Annotated in this window: 16 protein-coding genes; all 16 read left to right on the forward strand. The window is 36.6% G+C overall.

What is annotated here, in order from left to right:
- Positions 1–336 precede the first annotated feature (336 nt).
- The 16 genes from CYTFE_RS0105680 (at position 337) to CYTFE_RS25200 (ending at position 25,281) form a co-directional block, all read left to right on the forward strand.
- On the forward strand, positions 337–3,405 hold the full coding sequence (locus CYTFE_RS0105680; RefSeq protein ID WP_027471022.1) for a SusC/RagA family TonB-linked outer membrane protein: 3,069 nt from the start codon (positions 337–339) through the stop codon (positions 3,403–3,405).
- 18 nt (positions 3,406–3,423) lie between these two features.
- The gene (locus CYTFE_RS0105685; protein WP_027471023.1) at positions 3,424–5,082 is read left to right on the forward strand and encodes a RagB/SusD family nutrient uptake outer membrane protein; all 1,659 of its coding nucleotides are present in this window, start codon (positions 3,424–3,426) and stop codon (positions 5,080–5,082) included.
- 14 nt (positions 5,083–5,096) lie between these two features.
- Positions 5,097–6,815 carry an IPT/TIG domain-containing protein gene (locus CYTFE_RS28445; protein WP_052343024.1) on the forward strand — a complete coding sequence of 573 codons (1,719 nt, stop codon included), beginning with the start codon at positions 5,097–5,099 and terminating at the stop codon, positions 6,813–6,815.
- 72 nt (positions 6,816–6,887) lie between these two features.
- Positions 6,888–8,837: a glycosyl hydrolase gene (locus CYTFE_RS0105695; protein WP_027471024.1), complete on the forward strand. Its 1,950-nt coding sequence runs from the start codon at positions 6,888–6,890 to the stop codon at positions 8,835–8,837.
- 59 nt (positions 8,838–8,896) lie between these two features.
- Complete coding sequence (locus CYTFE_RS25180) at positions 8,897–9,994, forward strand: glycoside hydrolase family 26 protein (RefSeq protein ID WP_152541799.1); 1,098 nt, start codon at positions 8,897–8,899, stop codon at positions 9,992–9,994.
- Positions 9,995–10,037: 43 nt separating this feature from the next.
- Positions 10,038–11,225, forward strand: a complete 1,188-nt coding sequence (locus tag CYTFE_RS0105705) for a glycoside hydrolase family 130 protein (RefSeq protein WP_027471025.1) — start codon at positions 10,038–10,040, stop codon at positions 11,223–11,225.
- A gap of 109 nt (positions 11,226–11,334) precedes the next feature.
- On the forward strand, positions 11,335–12,318 hold the full coding sequence (locus tag CYTFE_RS25185; RefSeq protein WP_262505489.1) for an AGE family epimerase/isomerase: 984 nt from the start codon (positions 11,335–11,337) through the stop codon (positions 12,316–12,318).
- Positions 12,273–12,560: an AGE family epimerase/isomerase gene (locus CYTFE_RS31415; RefSeq protein ID WP_262505015.1), complete on the forward strand. Its 288-nt coding sequence runs from the start codon at positions 12,273–12,275 to the stop codon at positions 12,558–12,560. Before CYTFE_RS25185 ends, CYTFE_RS31415 begins: the two co-directional genes overlap by 46 nt.
- A 162-nt stretch (positions 12,561–12,722) precedes the next feature.
- Positions 12,723–14,108, forward strand: coding sequence for an MFS transporter (locus CYTFE_RS0105715; RefSeq protein WP_027471026.1), 1,386 nt, complete (start codon positions 12,723–12,725; stop codon positions 14,106–14,108).
- 42 nt (positions 14,109–14,150) lie between these two features.
- On the forward strand, positions 14,151–15,653 hold the full coding sequence (locus tag CYTFE_RS0105720) for a calcineurin-like phosphoesterase C-terminal domain-containing protein (RefSeq protein WP_027471027.1): 1,503 nt from the start codon (positions 14,151–14,153) through the stop codon (positions 15,651–15,653).
- Between the two features lie 17 nt (positions 15,654–15,670).
- The gene (locus CYTFE_RS25190; protein WP_052343025.1) at positions 15,671–17,503 is read left to right on the forward strand and encodes a glycoside hydrolase 5 family protein; all 1,833 of its coding nucleotides are present in this window, start codon (positions 15,671–15,673) and stop codon (positions 17,501–17,503) included.
- Between the two features lie 5 nt (positions 17,504–17,508).
- Positions 17,509–19,281 (forward strand): arylsulfatase, encoded by a 1,773-nt coding sequence (locus CYTFE_RS0105730; RefSeq protein ID WP_044213491.1) that lies wholly within the window; start codon positions 17,509–17,511, stop codon positions 19,279–19,281.
- A gap of 86 nt (positions 19,282–19,367) precedes the next feature.
- A complete protein-coding gene (locus tag CYTFE_RS0105735) occupies positions 19,368–20,549 on the forward strand; it encodes an AGE family epimerase/isomerase (protein ID WP_161636284.1) in 1,182 nt (393 codons plus the stop codon).
- A 149-nt stretch (positions 20,550–20,698) separates the two neighbouring features.
- Positions 20,699–23,299, forward strand: coding sequence for a beta-mannosidase (locus tag CYTFE_RS25195; RefSeq protein WP_152541800.1), 2,601 nt, complete (start codon positions 20,699–20,701; stop codon positions 23,297–23,299).
- A 144-nt stretch (positions 23,300–23,443) separates the two neighbouring features.
- Complete coding sequence (locus CYTFE_RS0105745; RefSeq protein ID WP_027471030.1) at positions 23,444–24,739, forward strand: glycoside hydrolase 5 family protein; 1,296 nt, start codon at positions 23,444–23,446, stop codon at positions 24,737–24,739.
- A gap of 2 nt (positions 24,740–24,741) precedes the next feature.
- A complete protein-coding gene (locus CYTFE_RS25200) occupies positions 24,742–25,281 on the forward strand; it encodes an aldo/keto reductase (RefSeq protein ID WP_044213508.1) in 540 nt (179 codons plus the stop codon).
- Positions 25,282–25,440 lie beyond the last annotated feature (159 nt).

A 25,440-nucleotide genomic window follows, 5' to 3' on the forward strand; every position in this document is an offset into this window, starting at 1 on the left:
TTGTTATTTATAATAGTATTGGTAATATTCCAAAAAACAATGTAAATATAATAAAAATAGTTGTGCATATTGTTAATAAATGTAATTATATGTGTGAGTTAATATAGTTGGTTATTGATTTAATTATTTGGTAATTAATAGTTAAGCAAGTGTTTGTCTGGGAGGCGATATATTGTGTGTTTGTATTTAAGTGAAATATTGGTGAAATAATAGTATTGATGAATGATATAAAACTATTTGATGTGGCTTATGATGGAGTATATATTTGCAATAATGATTTATTTCCGGAAATCTGATTAGTGAAATGTATAATTAAATCTTAGAAAACAGATGAATATGAAAAGGAATCTGCGATTATTCTTGACGCTGCTAATAATGTCTACCTGCTGGGTAGCATTTGCACAGGAAAGATCCATAAGCGGAGAGGTAGTTGATTCGAATGGAGAATCGATGCCAGGAGTTTCTATTGTAGTAAAAGGAACTACCAATGGAACTATTACCAATGTTGATGGTAAGTATGTTGTGAGTAATGTGTCGGAAGATGCTACTTTGGTTTTTTCATTTATTGGCTTTGATGCACAGGAAATACCTGTAAAAGGGAAAAGCAATATTAATGTAACATTGGCAGCTTCTGTACAGGATATTGACGAAGTTGTGGTGGTGGGTTATGGTTCGTTACGTAAAAGTGATTTAACTGGAGCTGTAGCAAAAGTGGGAGGAGAAGAGCTTAAAGGACCATCTACACCCGATGCGGTTCAGGCTTTGCAAGGAAAAGTTGCAGGTGTAAATATTACACCTAGCTCAGGAGAGCCGGGAGCTGGTATGAATATTAGTATCCGTGGTACTGGTTCATGGAGTAATTCTTCACCTTTATATGTGGTAGATGGATTTCCGATGAGCGATTTAAGCTCTGTAGATCCTGCTAATATTGAAAGTATCGAAATTTTAAAAGATGCATCGGCAACCGCCATTTATGGTTCGCGTGGTGCCAATGGAGTTGTGCTTGTATCTACCAAACAAGGTAAAGAAGGTAAAATGCAATTTGAGGTTTCTGCATATGGTGGAGCACAATGGACTTCTAACACCATTGATATGGTAACGGCTTCTGAATTTGCTACTTTACGTTTAGAGGCTTATGCCAACGATGGTGCTTCGGTTCCTTCGGATGAACAGCGTATATTAAATGAGGTAATTGCCAACAATAGCAAAGGAACTGATTGGCAAGATGAAATGTTTAGAATAGCACCTATTCAAAACTACTCTATTTCGGCCCGTGGAGGTAGTGAAAAAAGCACATATAATCTAGGTGTTACTTATTTTAACCAGGAAGGTTTAATTAAGAATAGTGGAATGAAGAAGTTATATACTTACATCAATAATAAGTATAATTTCACTGAAAAAGTAAGTTTGGATGCCAATATTTCATATTCTACTTACAAAAAGAATAATCATAATAACGATAGTTTCAGCGGTGCTTTACCAGTAGGAATTCGGATGGATCCTTTAACGCCTGCGTGGGATGATTTTACAAATAATTATGGTTCGCGTTTCATGGGAGGAGTTGTTGTAACGAACCCTATGCGTGCAATTGATGCTTCTAAAGATCAAACAAAGGGCGATCATCGTTTGGTGTCTAACTTTACCTTGAATATTGATGATATTTTTGTTGAAGGATTAAGTTTTAGAACAATGGGAGCAGCACAGCTAACATTCTTTAATTCTAAAAACTATTACGAAGAGTATTATATTGCAGTGGATCAGCGAAACGATCTAAGCTCGTTGTATGAGCAACGTGGTAGCAATACCGCATTAACCTGGAATGGATTTTTTAATTATGTAAAAAGAACGGGTAATCATAGTATCAATGCTACATTGGGTTCTGAGGTGCAAGTCTTTAAGACCAGTAATATTTCGGGTACAAGATATGATATTCCAGGTGTCCAGGACTTAATGTACTTCGACCAATCTAAAGATCCGGTTAATTTTCAGTTAAATGGTGAAGGCGAAGAAAATAGAATATTATCTTATTTTGCACGTGCCAACTACTCTTTTAAAGATAAATATTTATTTACAGCAACTATTCGTGCTGATGGTTCTTCTAAATTTCACGAAGATCAACGTTGGGGATATTTCCCTTCATTTTCTGCAGGTTGGAATATAAAAGAAGAACCCTTTATGCAAGATATTGATGTTCTTACGCGCTTGAAGTTTCGAGGAGGTTGGGGACAAGTGGGTAATGCCAATGCGGTAGGAGCCTGGAATTACTTGTCGCTAATGAGCTTGGGATATACTTATGTGTTTGGAGAATCGGCTGCCGAAGGTGCCAAAGCAGCTGTATTAAGTAATAAGGACTTAAAGTGGGAAGTGTCTGAACAAATGAACCTAGGTTTAGATATCGGTTTATTTGACCAGCGCTTAGGTGTAACTTTAGATTGGTTTGACAGACGTACCAATGATATGCAAATCAGTAAGCCTATTCCTTATTATGTAGGAGCCGGACGACCTGTAGTGAATGCTGCTTCTATGAAAAACGCCGGTTTTGAATTTACGGTGGGCTGGAACGATAAAAAAGGTGACTTTAAATATGATATTAGCTTAAATGGCTCCATAGTAAATCAGGAAATTACTGATATGGCTGGTGGAGAAGCTATATCTGGTGGTCGTATGAATGGATGGGCCGGAAACGCAGAGTTCACTACTCGTACCGAAAAAGGTTACGAAATTGGATATTTCTATGGCATTAAAACAGATGGAATCTTTACTTCGCAACAAGAACTAGATGCGTATACGAAAGATGGAAATCCAATTCAACCGAATGCTGAAATTGGAGATGTGAAGTTTGTAGATGATAATGATGACGGTAAGATAGATGGTGAGGATCGTGCTTATTTAGGAAGTGCTGCACCTGATTTTTCTGGAGGTTTAAATCTTGGTTTAGAATATAAAGGAATTGATTTTCGTGCTTCTTTAGTCGGTGTATTTGGTAACGAAATTGTGAATGGTATCAACTATTGGATTAATACTTCAGGTGTACTTTCTAATTATCGTACAGATAGATTAGACCGCTGGTCTGCTGATAACCCTACTGGTACGGAGCCAAGAATGACAGCGGCAGATGCCAACCAAAATAGTCGCTTCTCAGATCGTTATGTAGAGGATGGTTCTTATGTTCGTTTACGTAATGTTCAGTTAGGTTATTCACTACCAAAGTCTATTATTGCTCCATTAAAACTTTCAAAAGTTCGTATTTATATGTCATGTGATAACTTGTTAACCTTCACAAGTTACTCTGGTTGGACACCTGAACTCGGAAACTTAGATGGTGCTAATCTCGCTCCGGGAGTCGATTATGCAACCTATCCAACACCTGTGATTTTAACAGGTGGTATCAATGTTAATTTCTAAATTGAAAAATAGATAGAGATGAAAAAGTTATTATATATAAGTGCAATACTCACTACCTTCATGGTTACGGCTTGTTCCGATTTTTTGGAAGTAGACCCAATTGCACGCGAAACAGAAGAAAATTTCTTTGAAACACCCGATAACGCCATACTTGCCATCAACGGTATTTACGATGTTATTGGGCAATCGGAAGGTTCAGGTCATGATGGACAATGGTTAACGCATAATTATGAGTTCTTCTTTGGTGATTTATTGGCTGATGATGCAGAAAAAGGATCTAAAGAGGCTGATTTACAAACTGTTCAAGATATGGTTGAGTGGAGGCCTGGAACTTCTAATAGTGTATTAGAATCTGTTTGGATAAAATGTTTTGATGGAATATACAGAGCTAATATAGCTTTAAAATGGTTGCCACAAAGTTCTTTGGATGCGGATTTAAAGTCGCGTTTAGAGGGTGAGGCTTATTTTCTTAAGGGATATTTTTATTTTTATTTGGTTCGTGTATTTGGTGGTGTGCCATTATTCGATGAGCCTGTAGAATCAGGTGAGTTCGGTACTATTCCACGTGCATCATATCATGAGACTTTTGAATATGCGGCTTTGCATTTTGAAAAAGCAATAGAACGCTTACCGAATAAATCGGATTATGCCAGTAGCGATATGGGACGTGCCACACTAGGTGCTGCACAGGGATATTTAGCTCGTCTTCGTATGTATCAAATTAGTATGGATGCTGAGGCAACGGTAACATATCAAGATGTCAAAGAATTGACTTCTGCTATTATCGGCTCAGGGCAATATTCCCTAATGACTAATTATGCACAGTTGTTTGAGTTTATTGGAGAAAATGGCAGTGAGTCTATTTTTGAATTACAGATGGTTGAAGGGAGTACAGCCAATGCTCCAGCAAAAACAGGAACTAACCTAAGTCAGTTTACGGGTAACCGTGGTGATTGGGGATGGGGATTCCAGAATCCAACCCAGGATTTAGTGGATGCATTCGAAAGCCAAGACCCTCGTTTAAGTTGTTCAATTTATGGTCCTGCATACAATGGAGGGGTCGTTCAGGGAGCTGCTTATGATTATAAGATGGAGGAAATGATGACGCCGTACTTAAATAGAAAAACAGCTTTGGCTGATGCTGAAAAACCTTCTATTACCAAAAGTAGTGCTTATAATATCCGTAAGATGCGTTATGCCGAGATTCTTCTATTACATGCCGAGGTTGAAATTGAATTAGGTAATTATATAGCAGCTGAAGATATTATTGAGTCTATTAGAGCTCGTGCCCGTACAAGTACTATGGCGCGTGGTTTTGCCGAAGGGCAGTTAAGCTACCCTTCAACAGGTTGGGGAGGGAACCTTCCTTATTTAGGCTTGCCTACAGAAAGAGATGCTGCCATAGATTTATTGCTGAAAGAGAAACGTGTTGAAATGGCCAATGAGGGTCTGCGTTTTTGGGATTTAGTGCGTCACGGTAAGTATTTAGATATGTTAGACCATAAGCAAGCTACCTTTAAAAATAACGATGGCAGTCTTCGTTATGAAAGTGTAAACTTAAGAGCGAATTGTTTAGAGAAATGTATTGATGGTAAAAATGGGGTAAAAGTACCATTGATGCCAATTCCGGAATCAGAAGTAAATGATTGGGACTTAACTCAAAATAAAGGATATTAATAAATTAAACTGCAATGAAAAATATATTAAAATATAGCTTATTCTCTTTTTTATTGGGCTTGGTAGTATTTGCTACAGGGTGCGAGGAGAAAGAGTTATCGGAAGACTATGATATAAATTGGCCTATACCCGAAATCACAGAAGTTTCGGTTGCAGGTGATGTAGCTATTGGATCTCAAATAACAGTGAAAGGAGCATATTTTGCTGATGCTGTGGTTACCATCAATGGTATTGAATGTACAGTGATTAGTGTGAATGATACGGAAACAGAGATGACTGTTGAGTTACCCAGAATCTTTGAACAAGGATTGCTACGTGTAGCTAATGTATTTAATCGTTATAGTGAAAGCGATGAATTACTTAATCCAGTTTATCCTGAAGTAACCGTGACAAAGGTTAACGATATTCCTCAGGGACTTCAGTTTAAGGTGGAAGGTGAAAATGTTGATGTAATATCAGAAGTATATATTGATGGCGAAAGTGTACCCATCTTAACACGAGAACCTTCGGAAATATTGATTAACTCAGGAGAACTGGATTTAAAACCAGGACAGTTGGTAAGTGTTAGTTTTAAAAGCTTAGGACCCAATGCGATTCCTGAAGTAGCTAATGTAAATGTGATTTATCCCTTTATTGAGTATAAAGAATTAATTATTTGGGATTTTGAGGATGGAAATCATCATTACGTAGGAGAGCCAACTGCAAGTGTTGCATCTGGTGGATCTGATTGTCCGGGTAATGTAGATAAGTTCTTTCAACTAAGAGCTCCTGGTTATGGCTGGGATAAAGTAACGGGAGAAATGACTTCTGAAGAAGTCCCTGATGTATCTACTTTTATCAATCCTTATTTGACTTTTGCGGTGCGTACTCCTGCAGGTAGTGCTGGTTACTTCCAAATGGAAGATCAAAATGGAAACTGGCGTCATTTCGGCTATGGTTTCAAAACAGATGGCGAATGGATGATTATTTCACAGCCTTTGAACGAAAGTTGGGAAGGCGGTGAGTTTGACACCAGAGCCTTTAAACCTAAGTTGAGCTTTAAAGCCGGAAATGCGGGAACACAACAGGATGTTGATATTGCTTACATGAAAATTACAGAAGGAATGTATGACGGTACCCTGGAACCAGGCGATGCCATTGGTTCAACTGATATTCCAGCAAAGATTGATTTGTTAACGTTTGAAGATACCGAAAATCATCCCGATCAGGTGAATAATGGTGTTACTATCGGTTCCTTAGATAATACTTTGCGTCCTTTAGAGGATCAGATTACTGCTTTTAATGGTAGTCATTTTTACACTTTTGGTAACGATCCTGCCGCAGGTGGCTGGAGCGGTTACTGGGGGAACAGTATCTCGGTTGATACCAAAGATATTGATTTGTCCAAGTTTAATGATCCGTATTTATCGATGGCTTTAAATACAGGGAATGGTCTGGGTCAGCAATATCTCATTGTTCGTATGTACCAATATGATGAGCAGTTAGTCATGGTTCGTAAGTTTTTTCCAAATAATGATGGACTTTGGACAAATCATCAGTTTAGTTTATTTAATGAGGATCTTGAAAACTGGAGCGATGATTCTACAGAACTAGGAGCGCATTATAAGACTTTAAAAAGAATGAATCCAGCAGAACCAATTGACAGAATTGAATTTATTGTGTCGCGTAATGATCAAAACGAAGTGTTAATTAGCATGGATGAATTCACAATTACTGAAGGTCCCAGATATTAAATACTATTTGAATTATTAATTATATGCAAGCCGTCTGTTATAAGTCGGCTTGCAATATTCATATTATTCATCATGAGGCAATTGTATAAACAAGTAATAGGCGCACTATTTTTTCTTATTACTTTATTGGCGTGCAGCAATGAGGAGGATACCTTAAGTAATTTATCCGAATTAAATAGCTTTTCTGTGCAGGAATTAATGATTACTTTTCAGCAAGATGCTACGGGTAATTGGTATTCAAAGGCAAATAAGGATGATGATCTAAGTGAACTAACTGCCGAATTTGAAATATCGCCACAGGCTATGATGTTTATTGGCAATACGCCTCAAACTTCCGGATATAATAAGAACGATTTTACTAATCCTGTTATTTACACTGTCCGTGCCGAAGATGGCACTAAAACAAACTACAAAGTATCGGTTTTTAAAGAGGCTTTCATTGCTTCATTTGGGATAAAAGAATTAGCAGATGTGGAATTCATAAACACGTCAAATGATATAATAGCTACCGTTGTAAATGGCACTGATTTAAGTGCATTGACAGCTGTTTTTGAGGCTACTGAAGGAGCTAAACTTTATGTGAATGGGGTTGAACAAGAGTCTGGTAAAACAGTGAATGACTTTACAAAACCACTGATCTATAAATTGATAGAAATAGACGGAACTGAAAAAGATTATACAGTAACAATTTCTGTAGCAGAAAATCAGGCTCCTATAGCCGATGCAGGAGATGATAAAACGATTTTGGTTAATCCAGGACAAACGACGGCTGTTGTTCAGTTAGATGGCTCTGGTTCTTCAGATGCGGAAGGGGCTATTGCTACTTATGAATGGAAAAGAGGAAATGCTGTGATCGCATCTGGAATTAAGTCTGAAGTATTATTAGAAATTGGTACCCACGAAATTGAATTATGGGTAAGGGATGAACATGGAGAAACAGCGTTTGATAATATATATATAATTGTACAAGAGGCTGGTGTTTATGTTCCTATTGATGGCAATGCAACGCAAGATACAAAAAATTTATTGACGAATCTTGGTATGATAGGAAATAGTTCTGAATTTATATTTGGACAAGAATTTCCTTTGTCATTCCAACAAAATGAATTAAGCTATGATCTAACTACCTCCGATTGTAAGACTGTTACTGGAGATCATCCGGGTGTTTTTGGTATTGACCCACATTATATGTTGTATAAATCAGCATCTCAACGTCAATTACATATCGATGAAGCAAAAAAGGCTTATGAAAATGGTTCTGTGATAACTTTCGATTTTCACCAACAAAGCAAGACTGATCACAAAATATACATGAGCGACATAACTACATCAACTGACAAGAGTTTAATGTATGATATTGTGAATGATAACAATGAGGCCAGAGCCTGGTTCTATGAAGAGTTGGATGATGTTATAGGAATCATCAATAATGATTTAGGTTTCCCTATTGTTTTTCGCTTGTTCCATGAAATGGACGGAGACTGGTTTTGGTGGGGAACCAAAGCTACTAACCACAGCAAACAGCTTTACATTGAATTTTATAAAATGTCTGTAGATTATATTAAGGAAAGAACAAGTCTTGTATTATTTGCCTGGTCTCCAAATTATACTTTACAAGAGGATTATTACCCTGGAGATGACTATGTAGATATCGTTGGGATAGATATGTATGAACCTGCGAAATCGACACTTAAATCAAATCTGATTGCCCTTAGTAATTTTGCTATTAGTCATAATAAAATTGCCGCTTTAACAGAAACGGGGTATAGGAACGATTATATCAGCTCAAAACCAGCCTTCTGGAATGATGTAGTTTTAGAAGCAATTAAAGAAGGAGGAAACGATATACGCATTGCCTGGGTATTATCATGGTTTAATGCCCCCTGGACGAGTAACCAAAGCGATTTGTTTATTCCTAATGCGGAGACTCCACAAGCTGCCAAAGATAAATTTATTGAATTTGAGAATGATGCAACTACCCTTTTTCAGGAAGATGTAAGAGCATTACAAGTGTATGAGTGAGGTATTTAGCTTTGTTTAGAAAAAAGAAGGTAAAGAGGTAAGTGTTAATCTATAATATAATGAATATAAGACAAGTAACATATGGTTTAATTGTGGGGATGATAGTTCTTGCTTGCGGCACCACACCCAAAAAAGCAGAAACAGTTGAAAATGTCATTCTTCAAAAACTTGGTAAAACAAAAGCCAAAGGTATTCTATTCGGACATCAGGATGACCTGGCCTATGGAATGCAATGGAGTTATGTGGACGGGGAGTCAGATGTTAAAAGAGTAACAGGAGATTATCCAGCTATGTTTGGATGGGAATTGGGAGGAATTGAAGAAGATAGAGTTGTAAACCTCGATAGTGTTCCTTTTGATGCCATAAAGCGATTGACTATATGGGGACATAAACAAGGAGGAATAAATACTTTTAGCTGGCATCCATTTTCTCCTATAAATAGTATAAGTTCCTGGAATGGAGACTCGGTTGTGGTTAAACACCTTATTCCTGGAGGATCCTATCACGAACAGTTTAAAGTGCAATTGGATAAAGTATCTGTTTTTCTTCAAGAGCTGAAGGATGAAAAAGGAAAATCCATTCCCTTTATATTCCGCCCTTGGCATGAAATGGATGGCAACTGGTTTTGGTGGGGAAGAAACGCCTGTACACCTGAGGAAGTCAAAGCATTGTTCCGTTTTACCATTGAATACCTACGTAAGGAGAAAGGTCTGGATCAAATGCTTGTGGCATACTCACCAGATAGAAACTTTGACACTAAGGAGGAGTATTTGACCTGGTATCCGGGTGATGATGTGGTAGATATAGTGGGAATGGATGATTATTGGGATTTCAAACAAGAAAATGGAGAGCTGGATGTCATCAAGAAACTACATATCGTTATTGAAACCGCCAATCAAAAAGGGAAACTTTCTGCTTTAACAGAAACTGGGTGTTCCAATGTGACTGATTCGCTTTGGTTCACGAAAAAACTGAGCTTTGTTTTAAATGATAGTATAATCAGTAAAGAGTTAAGTTATGTCATGCTATGGAGAAATGATCCAAAAGTACATTTCTTTTTCCCGTATCCCGGTCATCCTGCAGCTCAAGATGCTAAACAGTTTAGTCAGCAAGCTAATATATTGCTTTTAAGAGATTTTGTAGGGATGACAAAATAAAAGTATGAATGACCTAGTCGTAAACAATATAAAAACATATAGAATGAAAAAGTTATCGTTTGAAGATCGATTGAATAAGATAAAACATGATCATAAGACCTTGATAGAAAAATCGAATAAAGAAAGATTTAGCACCAATGGTATATATGCTCGTTACGAAAATCCTATTTTAACCAGGGATCATATTCCATTAAGCTGGCGTTACGATTTTAATAAGGAAACCAATCCATTTTTAATGGAGCGCATTGGTTTTAATGCGACGTTCAATGCAGGGGCTATCAAATTAAATGGAAAATATTTGTTAGTTGTTCGTGTTGAAGGTAATGATCGTAAGTCATTTTTTGCGGTAGCAGAAAGTCCTAATGGAGTTGATAACTTTAAGTTCTGGGATCGACCTATTACGCTACCTCAAAACAAAAAGCCGGATACCAATGTGTACGATATGCGTTTAACGCAGCATGATGATGGTTATATCTATGGTGTTTTCTGCACTGAAAGGAAAGATCCAAGTGCTCCGGAAGGTGATACTTCAACAGCTGTGGCAGAAGCAGGAATTGCTCGTACAAAGGATATGATAATATGGGAGCGTTTGCCTGATTTGGTCTCTACAACAGGACAACAGCGCAATGTGGTTTTGTTTCCGCATTTAATCGACGGCAAATATGCATTTTACACACGACCACAAGATGGTTTTATTGATACAGGTAAAGGTGGAGGTGTAGGTTTTGGACTATCTGAAAGTATCGAAAAACCTGAAGTAAAAGAAGAAATTATTGTGGATCCTAAAACGTATCATACCATTTATGAGGTTAAGAACGGTTTGGGGCCTGCGCCAATTAAAACAGAATTTGGGTGGTTGCAGTTGGCTCATGGTGTACGAAATACTGCAGCAGGCTTAAGATATACTCTTTATATGTTTATGACTGATCTTGAAAAACCATGGATTGTGACATATAAACCGAACGGTCATTTCATTGCTCCCCTACAAGAAGAGCGTGTTGGGGATGTTTCTAATGTCGTTTTTGCCAATGGATGGATAAAGGACGATGATGGAGAAGTAAAGATCTACTATGCATCATCTGATACTCGTATGCATGTCGCTACTTCTTCCGTAGATAAATTGGTGGATTATTGCATGAATTCACCTCAAGATAGGCTGTATTCTCATTTGTCTGTGCGTACAATAAATGAATTGATTGATAATAACAAAAAATTTATGGATTTGATTTAGAGTCAGGCTGAGGATTGGAGCATAATAACTGCTATTGTGTACAAAAAGCTCCAACCTACTTTTTAGCATGATGGGTGTACAAAACTAAATCAATAAATAACCGGATATAATGAGCGTCATAGAAAATAATAATATAATGTCTGATATATTTTCTCTTGTAGGGGAGATGCAGTTGGAACTTAATCGTTTGCTTGATTATTGGATAAATGAAACGGTTGATGCAAAGAATGGTGGTTTTGTGGGGAGAATTGATTCTTTGGGAAAGAGAGATGAAACAGCTGCAAAAGGAGTAGTGTTAAATGCCCGTATTTTATGGACTTTTGCTTCAGCTTATCGGATTACTAAGCAAAAAAAATATAAAGAAATAGCAGATTTAGCTTATAATTATTTAATCAATAAATTTTGGGATAAAATAGATGGAGGCTTTGTGTGGGCTGTTGATTATAAAGGTAATGTTATAAGTAACCGTAAACAAGCCTATGCACAAGGTTTTGGTATTTATGCATTGGCTGAATATAAAAGAGCTACAGGAAGCGATCAGGCACTGGAATACGCTCGTCAACTTTATTATATTATCGAAAGTAAATATTGGGATAGTAAAAGTTGTGGCTATATAGAGGCTTTGAAAAGAAATTGGAGTCCTTTGGATGATATGCGTTTAAGCGATAAAGATGCTAACTTGCCTAAGTCGATGAATACACATTTGCATATTCTGGAACCTTATACAAACCTCTATAGGATATGGCCTGATCGTCAGCTAAAGGATAGTATTAAATCTATTATTAACATCTTCCAAAATAATATTATTGATGCTCAAACGGGACATTACAATTTGTTTTTTGAAATGGATTGGACTGTTAAATCGCAGGTTATTTCTTATGGACATGATATTGAAGGAGCTTGGTTAATGCATGAAGCAGCTGAAGTTATTGGTGAAACTAAGCTTATTGAAGAAGTTCGACAAACCTCGCTTAACCTCGTGGATCTTACATTAAGTGAAGGCTTAGATAAAGACGGTTCTTTGTTTAACGAAAAAAAGGAGAGCACTTGGACACAGATAAACACTGGTGGCCTCAAGCAGAAGCTATGGTAGGCTTGTTGGATGCTTGGGAAATGAATGGTAATAACGATTATTTAGTTGCTATTAGAAAGCTTTGGGTGTTTATTAAGGAGAACCTCATGGATATAGAAAAGGGAGAGTGGTTTTGGAGCGTTGATATGAATGGTGTTCCTAATCAAGAAGAGGATAAGGTTGGATTTTGGAAATGTCCATACCATAATGGTCGTGCTTTAATGGAAATCATTGAGCGTTTGAAAAAACGTCAAGTATACTAAATAGCTATGATGTTTAAAATTCGTGTGATTCGATTCAAGGGTGGTTGAATACAAATAAAATTGCGCTAGTATTTCTATTTAGTAATTAAATTATAATATGTTGAGCATTTGTGCCTAAGTTCGTTTGCTGACAGGTATGAGTTCAATATCAATCTAAATCTTATGTCAGAAAAACTACATATCAAAGAAAAAATAGGTTATGGTTTTGGGGATTTCGCTTCCTCAATGTTTTGGAAGATATTTGCCATGTATCTTACCTTTTTTTATACCGATGTGGTAGAATTATCACCTGAGTCGGTGGCGTTAATGTTTATTATGGTTCGATTATGGGACGGGCTTAATGATCCGCTTATGGGAATTATTGCCGACAGAACCAATACCGCTAAGGGTAAATTTCGCCCTTATCTTTTATGGATAGCGATACCGTTTGGACTAATTGGAGTATTGACTTTCTCTGTTCCTGATTTTGGTCCATCTGGGAAGCTTATTTATGCTTATATTACTTACACCCTAATGATGATGGTCTATACTGCTATTAATGTGCCTTATGGTTCATTGATGGCAGTGATGACTGATCACCCAAAGGAAAGAACAAGCTTGGCCTCGTTCCGATTTATTGGTGCTTATTCTGGTGGTATAGCCATGACAGCTTCCGCTCCTTATATACTCGATTTTTTTAAAAACACAGGAGCATCTGATGCAAAAAGCTATTCATATATGGTAACTATTTATGCGGTTGTTGCAGCATTCTTTTTTGTGATGACTTATATGTGGACCAAGGAAAGAGTGCAAGCGCTGAAAGAAAAGAACTCGATTTGGAACGATTTAAATGACCTTGTTAAAAATGCACAATGGTTTATTATGCTTGGGGCTGGCATCTTAATGTTGGTGTTTTTAACGTTCCGTGAGTCGAGTATTATGTATTACTTCAAGTATTTTGTACAAGATCAAAGTATAGCCATATTCGGAGATGTGACCTGGGGAAAGTTATCCGGGGCGTATATGACGATATGGCTAATTGCTAATATGGTGGGCGTATTATTGGCTATTCCGGTCTCTAATTTGTTGGGAAAAAAGGGAACATTTATCCTTGCTATGTTTTTATCGGCTATCTTAAGTGTTTTCTTATATTGGCTTAATCCACAACAGGTATTTGTGATATTTATACTTAATTTTCTGAATGGAATCAGTGCAGGTATCGTACTTCCATTGGTATGGTCCATGTATGCAGATATTGCGGATTACTCAGAGTGGAAAACAGGTAGACGTGCTACAGGTTTATTATTTTCTTCTTCTTCAATGTCGCAAAAATTAGGGTTAATGGCTGGAGGTGCATTACCCTTATATATTCTTTCTTTATATGGTTTTGAAGCTAATTCAGAACAAACAGAACAGTCGTTAGAAGGTATTCGGCTAATGATAAGTGTTTACCCGGGTATTACAGCTGCATTATCAGGAGTGCTTCTTTTTTTATATAAATTGAATGATAAACGTATGACGGATATTACGAATGATCTTGCAGAAAGGCGAGGTAAGGAGAAATTATAATCTTTATGCTGGTGAGGTTCTAACAAATAAAAACAAATAATTATGCGATTATTATTAATATTTATATGTATCGGTTTGCTTGTAAAAGTGAATGCCCAGAGAAGTATAACGGGCATCGTGTTTATCGATGAAAATGCTGATGGAATATATAATAAGGGAGAACAAACAATTTCAGATGTTGCAATATCCAATCAAAGAGATGTTGTTTTAAGCGATAATAAAGGAAGATATAAACTACCTTATACGGGTAACGAGTTTGTTTTTGTTACTAAACCAGCCGGTTACAAATTAAAAAACGACAGTTTGGGCTATGGTCTGTTTTATCAACCAGTAGATAAGAGAAAAATAAGAAAAATGAATTTTCCTCTTTACAAAAAAGAGGAGAATAAAACGATACATACAATTCTTGTTGGGGATCCACAAATGGCAGATAAAGTACGTCTTGATTATTATCGCGATGGTAGTGTTAGTCATATGATGAAACAAGAAGCGGATTTTTTTATGGTTTTGGGTGATATTGCCGATGATGATCCCAGTATTTTTCAGCAAGAAAAAGAATTGATGGCGAAATTAGGAATGGACGGATATCATGTAGCCGGTAATCATGACGCCAATTATGAAAGTTCAGAAGCCCGTACTCATTTTAAAACTTTTAAAAAAATTTATGGACCGGATTATTATTCGTTTGAATATGGCTGGGCTCATTTTGTTGTACTTAATAATGTCAATTATTTTGGTTGGAATAGTAAGGATAATAAACGGGGTTCTTATTTTGGAGGTGTTGACAAACAACAATTGACTTGGTTAAAAAATGATTTGTCAACAGTTTCATCTGATAAGTTAATTATAATAAATACACATATCCCTTTGTTGGAGGAGTATATGGATACAGCTTCAATTGCAGCGATTCATAAATTACTTGAACCTTTTGATAATATTTTAGGCTTAAGTGGTCATTTGCATGGTGTTAAAGCATATGATGATGATAGTTCAACCTTGTGGAACGGACAGGGAAAATATGAATCGTTGGTGGTTGGTGCAACATGTGGAAGCTGGTGGACAGGACCTTATACCGAGACAGAATTACCCTATGCTACATGTACAGACGGAACACCCAAAGGTTATTTTATCCTTGAATTAAAAGCTAATGATTATAATTATCGATTTGTTCCGGAACTTTATCCTGAAGATTACCAAATGCGTATTAGTTCGCCGAAAGGAAATGTTGAACTACAAGATGTTGAAGAAACAGAGGTGATTGTTAATTGGTTTGTGGGCAAAGAAGTTGATAAGGTTTATATGCAGATTGATAATCAAACGCCTATATTAATGCAACGATTCACAGGAGTAGATCCGTTTATTGTGGCTAGCTTATCCAAAAGAATAAACAACGATCATTGGACGCCGGGGATAGTAGAGACAGATCATCTCTGGAAGGCTAAATTACCAGCAGATTTAGAGAAGGGTTATCATAGCATATTTGTTAAAGCACACAAAAAAAATGGACATATATATAAGACCCAAAAAGTATTAGAAGTAGAATAATTATTTAAACTACCGAAATGAAAAGAATTGCATTGTTAGTCATAACTGTATCATTTATATTTAATTTATTAGCTCAAAACCAAGGTTTTGAGAATTTTATTACCACCAAAGGAAAACATCTGATGGATGGAGATAAAGTTTACCGTTTTATTTCGATGAATATACCCAACCTGAATTATGTGGAGGACGAGATGTCTTTTACCAGAGAACATCCGTATCGATATCCTACAGAGTTTGAGATTCGAGATGCTTTTGAAACGGTTAAACAAATGGGTGGTAAAGTCATTCGTATTTATACTTTACCGGTAAAGCGTTCTGATGAAACTGATAAAGTACCCACTTTTGTAACTGGCCCCGGAGAATTTGTTGAAGAGGCTTTTGTAGTGAACGATCTTATGTTGAAGATTGCCAACGAAACAGGGGTACGTATTATATTTTCATTTTTGAATAACTGGAAATGGATGGGAGGGGCGCCTCAATATGCAGAATTTAGAGGAAAGACTTTTGATGACTTTTGGGTAGATAAGCAACTGATAAGAGACTTCAAAAAAACGATTGAATTTACGATAAACAGAACAAACACACTCACCGGGATTCCTTATAAAGAGGATAAAGCTATTATGTGTTGGGAAACAGGCAATGAACTTAAGTCTCCATATAGCTGGGTGAAGGATATAGCAGCATATGTAAAGAAATTGGATAAAAACCATTTATTAATGGATGGTTTTTATGCCATCGATCATTATAGATATGTGCATCCTGAGTCGGTGGAAGATCTAAATATTGATATTCTTTCTTCGCATCATTACGAGCAAGATCCTTTTGCGCAGAAAGTAAATATCCAAAAGAATCTGGAAATCATAAAAGGACGTAAACCATACATTCTGGGTGAATTAGGTTTTGAAAGTACTACTGCTCATGAAGAGATTTATAATGATATCATTGCCAACGATGAAATTGCCGGAACGTTAAATTGGAGTATTCGCTACCATCGCGAAGAAGGGGGCTTTTATTGGCATTCAGAACCGGTTGGTCATAACCTTTTTAAAGCATATCACTGGCCTGGTTTTCGTAGTGGTTATCAATATGATGAGATTGGTTTATTGAAGCTTATGAGAAAGAAAGCTTATGAAATTGATGGATTAGAACCACCAGCCTTACCCGTTCCTAAAGCTCCTAAGCTATTATCTATCGATAAAGTGTATGAGATAAATTGGCAAGGTTCTGTAGGTGCTTCGGGTTACAATATTGAAAGGGCGGAATCAGATAATGGACCTTGGAAACAAATAGCATACAATGTAAGCGATGCCGATGTGCAATATTTTTCACTGTTTAATGATAGAAGTGCTCAATTGGGGAAATCTTATTATTATCGGGTGGAAGCATTGAATGCTTCCGGTGTGTCGCCAAAATCAAATGTTGTTGGACCTGTTAATGTAGCTGAGAAAGCATTAATTGATGAAATGGGAAACTTAATGACGGTATATGTTGCCAAAGACGTAACTTTTGATACGGAATTTGACCGGAAGTTTAAAGAAGATATGGAGCGTATGGTTGGAAAAAAAGGTAGTGAAGTGATTTATTGTGTTCCTGGAACAATTACTGCGATAAAAATTTATTCGTTTGAGCAAAACAAGGAAACTGCATTAAGCTTATATGCGTCAATGGATGGCAATACATATGAGAATGTTATCCCCGAAATTATTGGAAATAGAACAGGAGCCGGCGACTACGATTATTGGGATGCTATTTTATATCAAACACAAATGAAAAAAGCAAATTATCAGTTTGTAAAGATTGCTTATCAGGATAAAGCTCAGATTGGTAGGGTGTTAATTAGCTATAAATAATAAGTATGAAATTTAAAGTTAAACATATTTTTTTACTCGTTGGGATTACCATATTTACGATTGCTTGTCAATGGGAGAAGAGTGATAAAGTATTACCGCCCAATGTTTTATTAGTTGTGACAGATGATCAGGCTTATGGCGATTTATCAATGAATGAGAACACTATCACAGAAACACCTGTTATCGACAAATTGGCCAAGGAGGGAGCTTATGCGAATCACTTTTATGTAAGTCCTGTATGTGCGCCAACCAGAGCCAGTCTTTTAACGGGGCGATATCATCAAAGAACTGGTGTTTCGGGTGTAACACGAGGCAGAGAAGATATGCGTTTGGATGAAGTAACCATTGGCGATGTCTTTAAGAGTATAGGCTATCAAACCGGAATATTTGGGAAATGGCATAATGGAGCACATTATCCGTATCATCCTTTGGGACGTGGTTTCGATGAGTTTGTGGGTTTTACTTCTGGTCACTGGAGTAATTATTTTAATACTACTATCGAAAAAAATGGAGAACCATTTAAAGCAAAGGGTTATTTGCCTGATGTGTTAACTGATGAAGCCATATCGTTTATAGAAAATGCGAACACAGAAGGAAAACCTTTTTTATGTTACGTGCCATACCAAACTCCACATACACCATTACAAGTGCCAGATAAGTATTTTGATAAATATAAGGCTAAAGGAGCTGATGATTTTAATGCATGTATTTATGGCATGTGTGAGAATATTGATGACAACGTGGGAAGACTTTTATCTACCCTGGACAAATTAAAGGTAAGAGATAATACCATCGTTATATATTTGTCCGATAATGGACCTCTAAACTTTCGCTTTAATTACGATCTTAAAGGAAGAAAAGGACAGGTGGATGAAGGAGGTGTTCGTGTACCATTTATCATTAGCTGGCCAAATCATATTAAAAAGGGATTAGTTATTGATGAAGCATTGGCACACATCGATGTATTACCCACCCTATTATCATTAGTGAATGCAGAGTATAAGTTTCCGAAACCACTAGATGGAGTGAGTTTTAAGAGTCTTTTGATGGGTGATACACATTTTCCCAAACGTTTTTTGTTAAATGAATTTTTTGGACGCAAAAGAGTATTGGCTGATCCATATTTGATGGTTGAGAATGCATTATTTGATATACGGAATGATGCAGGTCAAAGGTATGATTTAAGCAGCGATAAGCCTGCATTGTATGACTCGTTAAAAAAAGTTTTTGATACATGGTTTAAGGAGGCTTCAGCTGATCAAGTAAAGGAGAAATCTATACCAGTTGGATATGATGCATACCCGATAACAACCTTACCTGCGCATGAGGCCGATTTGTTTCCTCCTTTTGAAGCACGTAAAGATAGAAGACATACAGGAATCGCCTACCATAGTTTATATGGTTGGGCACACGATTGGATTGACTTTTGGACAAATACGGAAGCTTATGCACAATGGCAGATTGATGTGGTTGATGAAGCTGTATATAATTTGGAAATATATTATGCGCTTGCAGACCAAGATATTGGCACTCAATTAAAACTTACAATTGGAGATGTGAGTGTCGATTTTGTAGTTGACAAGTCATTCGTTCATAGTGATTTTAAAGATTATGATAGAGTGAAACGAGAGCAGGAAGCACCAGAAACAGATTGGGGAAAACTAAATATTGGTAAAGTATGTCTCGAAAAAGGGAAGTGCGATGTTACAATTCAAGCACTAGATATTCCCGGTAAGAAAACGATAGAATTGAAAGAAATTCAGTTAATTAAAAATTAAACAAATAGAATTTTATGGTATTCTTGAATAAATATAGCTTGTTATTTCTGGTTGGATTAGTCTTATATTCTTGTGTACAATCAAAGATGCAAAAGGATAATACATATGAAGATTCCTCCATTAAAAATTCTATTTCATTTTTTGATCAAGCGTATGATAATGAGCGAGGTGTCTATCTTTCAGAAGTTGACTTTTATGGCAGTACATTGTCTTCAAAAATTCATACCGTTGCTTTGAGTCGAATAATTTATGGTTTGGCTTATTCTTCACAGTATTTTCCAGAAAATATGAATAGAGCTGAAAGTTGTGCACGGTTCCAGCTGACGAGAATGCTAGGAAGGGATAGTGTAGGACCTTACTTTATTCCTGAAGTGGGAGACGGTAAAATTAGTCAACCAGAAAGTTTGGATATATGGCAACAAGCTTATGGTTTATGTGGTCTTACTGAGCTTTATCGTTCCGGTAAGAACGATAAATTATTAACTGAAATACATCATCTTAATAAGGCATTCATAGAACGCTTTAGAGACAAAGAGAATGGAGGTTTTTATGGCGAGTATAATTTTAATTCTGGTGGAGTTTCAGGTACAAAGACCATTCAGTCATTGATGTATCCTATAACCGCTTATATGGCTAATTTATGGTTCGCTGATAAATCAAACCGTATTGAGTACGAGGGAATAATCAAAGAACACTTATCGATTGCTTATAGTAAGGTTTGGAATGATTCCATGGGTTGGGTGAATACAAAGTTTGATGATAAGTGGAAGCCAATGACTGAAGCCAGCGAAAAGGCTTGGGTAACTCCTGGTCATAATTTTCAGCTTGCAGCTTTAATGCTTCGGAGTTCTAAATGGCCTTTTATTTCTGCTGAAAATCAAATGAAATATGAAAAAATGGGCACAAGCATCCTTAAAGAAACATTAAGAAAGGATATCTGGATAAACGATTCTATTACTAACGGATTTTATGGAGGAATCAATCCATTAACCAATAAGGTGCTGGATAAGAATTGTTCTTGGTGGCAACATTGTGAAGCTTTAATTGCCCTGTCTCTTTGTCCGGAGTTTAAAGAAGAGTTCGAATCCATCAAGGAATTCTATTTTGATTCTTTTGTAGATGTTAAAAATGGAGGAGAAATTGCCAATATCGATTTAGAAGGGAAGCCAATCATCGAACCCAAAGGTCAAAAAGGAAAATCAGTTTATCATCATATCGAAATGTTAAGAATGTTAAACGAAACCGGCATGGCCGGAGCAAATAATTAGGTCACTTAGGAGTATATCTATCCGGCCAAAACGGAAATTTAAGATTACACTAGTTATCATGTTTTTGCTAATTTTTAAAGATATAAATAAATTAAAAAACTCAGTGTCCCCGCGTCTCTGTGTTCTTTTGTCCCGGAAAACTAACTAAAATGAAAAACTACCTGTATTATTTAACTACTTGGATAGCTGCCACAATTGTTCTATCCTCGTGTCAACCTACTGATACTGAAAATATGAAAGTACGAGAAATTAATTCAAATTGGAAGTATGCCCAGGTTAATGGCGACTTGTCTGGTGAGGCTACAGTTCCTGGAGTAATTCATACCGACTTGTTGAACAACAAGCAAATTGAAGACCCGTTTTATCGTACGAATGAAAAAGACCAGCAATGGATTGATAAGGAAGATTGGGAGTATTCAACAAACTTCGTTCTGTCTGCTCAAGATTTGAAATATGATAACATGGTTTTGAATTTTGAGGGTTTGGATACTTATGCAGATGTGTATTTGAATGGAGAAAAGATATTGGAAGCAGATAATATGTTTCGAAGATGGGAAGTGGATATTAAAACGCTTGCCAAGGAGGGAGAGAATGAATTGAAAATTTACTTTCATTCACCGATAAAGAAAGGTTTAGAGTTATTGGAGACTGCTGATTATGCTTATCCTGCGATTAACGACCAGTCAGAAAACGGAGGACTGGGAGATAAAAAAGTATCCATATTTACCCGTAAAGCTGGTTATCATTATGGTTGGGATTGGGGTCCTCGTTTTGTTACTAGTGGTATTTGGAAGCCCGTTATGCTAAAGTTTTGGAATGAGTTGAGAATAAATAATGTATTTATAAAACAGCCGTCTGTTACCAAGAAATTAGCAAAGCTTGAAGCTGTTATTGAACTACAGCTAAATGAAGATACAGAAGTTTCGGTTATTGTCATAAATAAAGAAAATAATCATATTCTTGCTGAACAAAAAAATGTAGTTTCTAAAGATGATAATTCTATTTCTATTCCATTTGAAATTCAGAATCCGAAATTATGGTGGTCGAATGGACTTGGTGATGCCCATATGTATGCATTTGAGGTAAAAGTGATGAAAGGAAATAAAGAGTTGGCATCTTCTACAGTTAATTCAGGATTAAGAAGTTTAAAATTAATTCGCGAAAAGGATGAAGTCGGAGAGTCTTTCGTATTTGAGCTAAATGGAGTAAGAGTATTTGCCAAAGGAGCTAATTATATACCAAATGATAATTTTGTAACACGCGTAACAAAAGCTGATTACGAAAAAATTATTGCTGATGCTGTGAATGCTAATATGAATATGTTACGTGTTTGGGGTGGAGGAATCTATGAAAACGATTATTTCTATGATTTATGTGATCAAAATGGCATCATGGTATGGCAAGACTTTATGTTTGCTTGTAGCATGTATCCGGGGAATGATAGAATGTTGGCTTCGATAAAAGAAGAGGCTAAAGATAATGTTATTCGTTTACGTAACCATCCGTCTATTGCTGTTTGGTGTGGTAATAACGAGATAAATGCTGCCTGGAGCTATTATTCTGATGGAGGATGGGGATGGAAAGAAACTTATACAGCTGAACAAAGGGAAGAAATTCAGAAAGCTTACCTGGATATATTTCATGATGTGCTACCGGAAGTAGTATCTAATTATACCGATGGCGACGACTATTGGCCATCGTCTCCTCAAGCTGGTTTTGAACCTGATAAACATGCTGGTTATGAGAATACAGCCGGAGATATGCATTACTGGGGAGTATGGCATGGTAAACATCCATTTGAAGATTTCGATAAGTATAAAGCTCGTTTTATGAGTGAATATGGCTTCCAGTCTTTTCCTGATTTTGAAACCGTTAAAAAGTATGCTATTCCTGAAGATTTTGATATTGAATCGGAGGTTATGGCAACGCATCAACGTAGTGGAATCGGCAATCTTCGAATCAAGGAATATATGAGTTGGGATTATAAGGTTCCTGAAGATTTTGAGCATTTTTTATATATGAGTCAAGTTTTACAAGCGCGTGGTGTTAAAATGGCCATTGAAGCTCATCGGCGTGCTATGCCATATTGTATGGGGACTTTGTACTGGCAAATTAATGACTGCTGGCCAGTGGCCTCATGGAGTAGTACGGATTACTATCACAAATGGAAGGCATTACATTATGCTGCAAAACGTGCGTACGAACCTTTGATGATCAGTTCTTTCTTAAAAAATAAGGAGTTGGATTTATATGTGGTTTCTGACTTGCTTGAAGGTTTTGAAGGACAACTACAAATAGCGGTGTTGGATTTTGAAGGTAAGGTAGTTAACGAAAAATCATTAGATATCATAGTAGGTGCCAATACAAGTACATTTGTACAATCGTTGGACATTAAAACTTTAGTGGGTAAAGCATCAAAATCGGATGTGCTTGTAAATGTGAAACTGGTCAAAGGACAAGAGGCGCTTACTACAAACAACTTTTATCTGGTAAAACCTAAAGAACAGACATTACCTGAAGTACATCTTTCAACTTCGCTTGTAGAAGAGGATGGAAAACAAATCCTGGAAATTTCAACGGACAAGTTAGCAAGAGATATATATTTGAACATTCCGGATCAGGAAGTATTCTTTTCCGACAATTACTTTGATTTATTGCCAGGAGAAAAACATCAACTTGCAATTTCAGGTTCAGGAGAATTTTCTTTAGATAAATTACAAATCACCCATTTGCAAGAGGTTCAGAGATAATGTCCTGTAAGGGTTAAATATAATTAGGCTGGGCTTAAAACCCCAGGTGTAGTGAAAAAATAATACCGACGCAGCACTAGTTTAACTATTTAAACAAATATATTTTGCATCGGAAACTTAATAATAGTTTCAGGATAATTTATTATGAAGACATATATTTATTTTTTAGTCCTATTATTCTCAGTATTAGGATGTCAACAAGCTGATTTGTCAAATAAGTTCGTACAGGTTAAAGACGGCTCATTTCTTCTAAACAACAAACCTTATCATTTTAAGGGTGCCAATTATTGGCAAGGGATGAATCTTGGTGCCCCTAAGTCCGGAAACCAAGCTCGCTTAATTCGAGAGCTTGACCAAATGAAAGCTATGGGAATTACTAACCTTCGTGTTTTAGCTGCGAGTGAAGCTGACTCTTCAATGCGATTTGCGATTCATCCAGCATTACAAACAGCACCAGGTGTTTACAATAAGGATATTTGGCAAGGACTTGATTTTTTACTCGAAGAAATGTCTAAGCGAGATATGAAAGCAGTGATGGTTTTAGGTAATTTTTGGACCTGGAGTGGTGGATTTCCTCAATACTTAAAATGGGCAGAAGATTCTACAATACCTTATCCACAAGAAGAAGCCCATTCTTGGGATGATTTTCAACGCTTTTCGGCTGAGTTTTACTCTAGTGCAAAAGCACAGGATATGATGAATAATCATATTCAGAAAGTGATTATGCGTGTGAATTCAATTTCAGGAATAAGTTATAAAAATGACCCAACTATAATGGCCTGGCAATTGGCAAATGAACCGCGTGGTTTTAATGTGCCGGATAAATTTAGGAAGTGGACAAGAAAAACATCGGAATATATTAAATCGCTTGATCAAAATCACTTGGTGTGTTTGGGTACAGAAGGTAACACCTCCAGCAAAGTGGCTGGTGTAAATGCTTTACTGGATAACGGTGACCCTAACATTGATTATATTACCATGCATATTTGGGCACAAAATTGGGGATGGTTTAAACCAGGAGATGGAGAAAAGGTATTTGAAGAAACACTTGAAAAGGTAGATGCATATTGGAATGATCATATAAAAGTAGCTAAGCAATTGAATAAACCGATTGTTCTTGAGGAATTTGGGATTGCGCGGGATCGTTCGTCCTATTTGCCTACTACAACTACTTTTTGGCGCGATAGGTATTTTTCTTTCCTATTAAAAAAAGTACAAAAATCAATATATAATCATGAGCCTGTTCAGGGTTTTAATTTTTGGAGTTATTCAGGAGAAGGTAGGCCGCCTCGTCCCGGTGAGTATTGGAAAAAAGGAGATGTGATATTAGGTGATCCTGCGCATGAGTTGCAGGGATGGTATGGTGTGTATGATACTGATTCAACAACAATCGGAATGATAAAAGAATTGGACTTGAGGATTTTATCAAATAAAAAATGAAAATGGAAAAATTAGCTTTGGATGTTTTGGACATGTACCTGATACATTGGCCAGTGAAAGGTAAGTACAATGAGACCTGGCGTGCTTTGGAAAATTTATATGCTGAAGGAAGGGTAAGAGCAATTGGAGTTAGTAACTTCTTACAACATCAGTTAGAAGATCTAATCAGTAATGCGAACATAGTACCTATGCTCAATCAGATAGAATTTCATCCATATTTGACACAACCAGGGTTGGTTGAGTACCGTAAGCACAACAAAATCCAAGTGCAGGCTTGGGCTCCACTTATGCAGGGTAGAATATTTGAAGTTGAAGAGCTTAAAATTCTGGCTAAAAAGTATGGTAAATCACCTGTTCATATTGTGATTCGATGGAATCTCCAAAAAGGAATATTAACCATTCCAAAGTCTGTTAAGAAACATCGTATTGGAGATAATGCGGATGTGTTTGATTTTGAATTATCGCAAGATGATATGCTTTTGATCGACGATTTGAACAAGAATGAACGACTGGGACCTGACCCTGATAACTTTGATTTTTAACACCAATATGAATAAAATGATACAGCAAATAAATAAAATACCTTTACTGTTAATAGTTGTATTCATGTTATCAGTCTCCTTTTCTGCTAACGCTAACATGATTAAAGATAAAGGTTGGCCAATAATAACAAGAAAAGGAGATCAACTTTACGAGGGTGA

The organism is Saccharicrinis fermentans DSM 9555 = JCM 21142 (assembly GCF_000517085.1).
GTDB lineage: Bacteria > Bacteroidota > Bacteroidia > Bacteroidales > Marinilabiliaceae > Saccharicrinis > Saccharicrinis fermentans.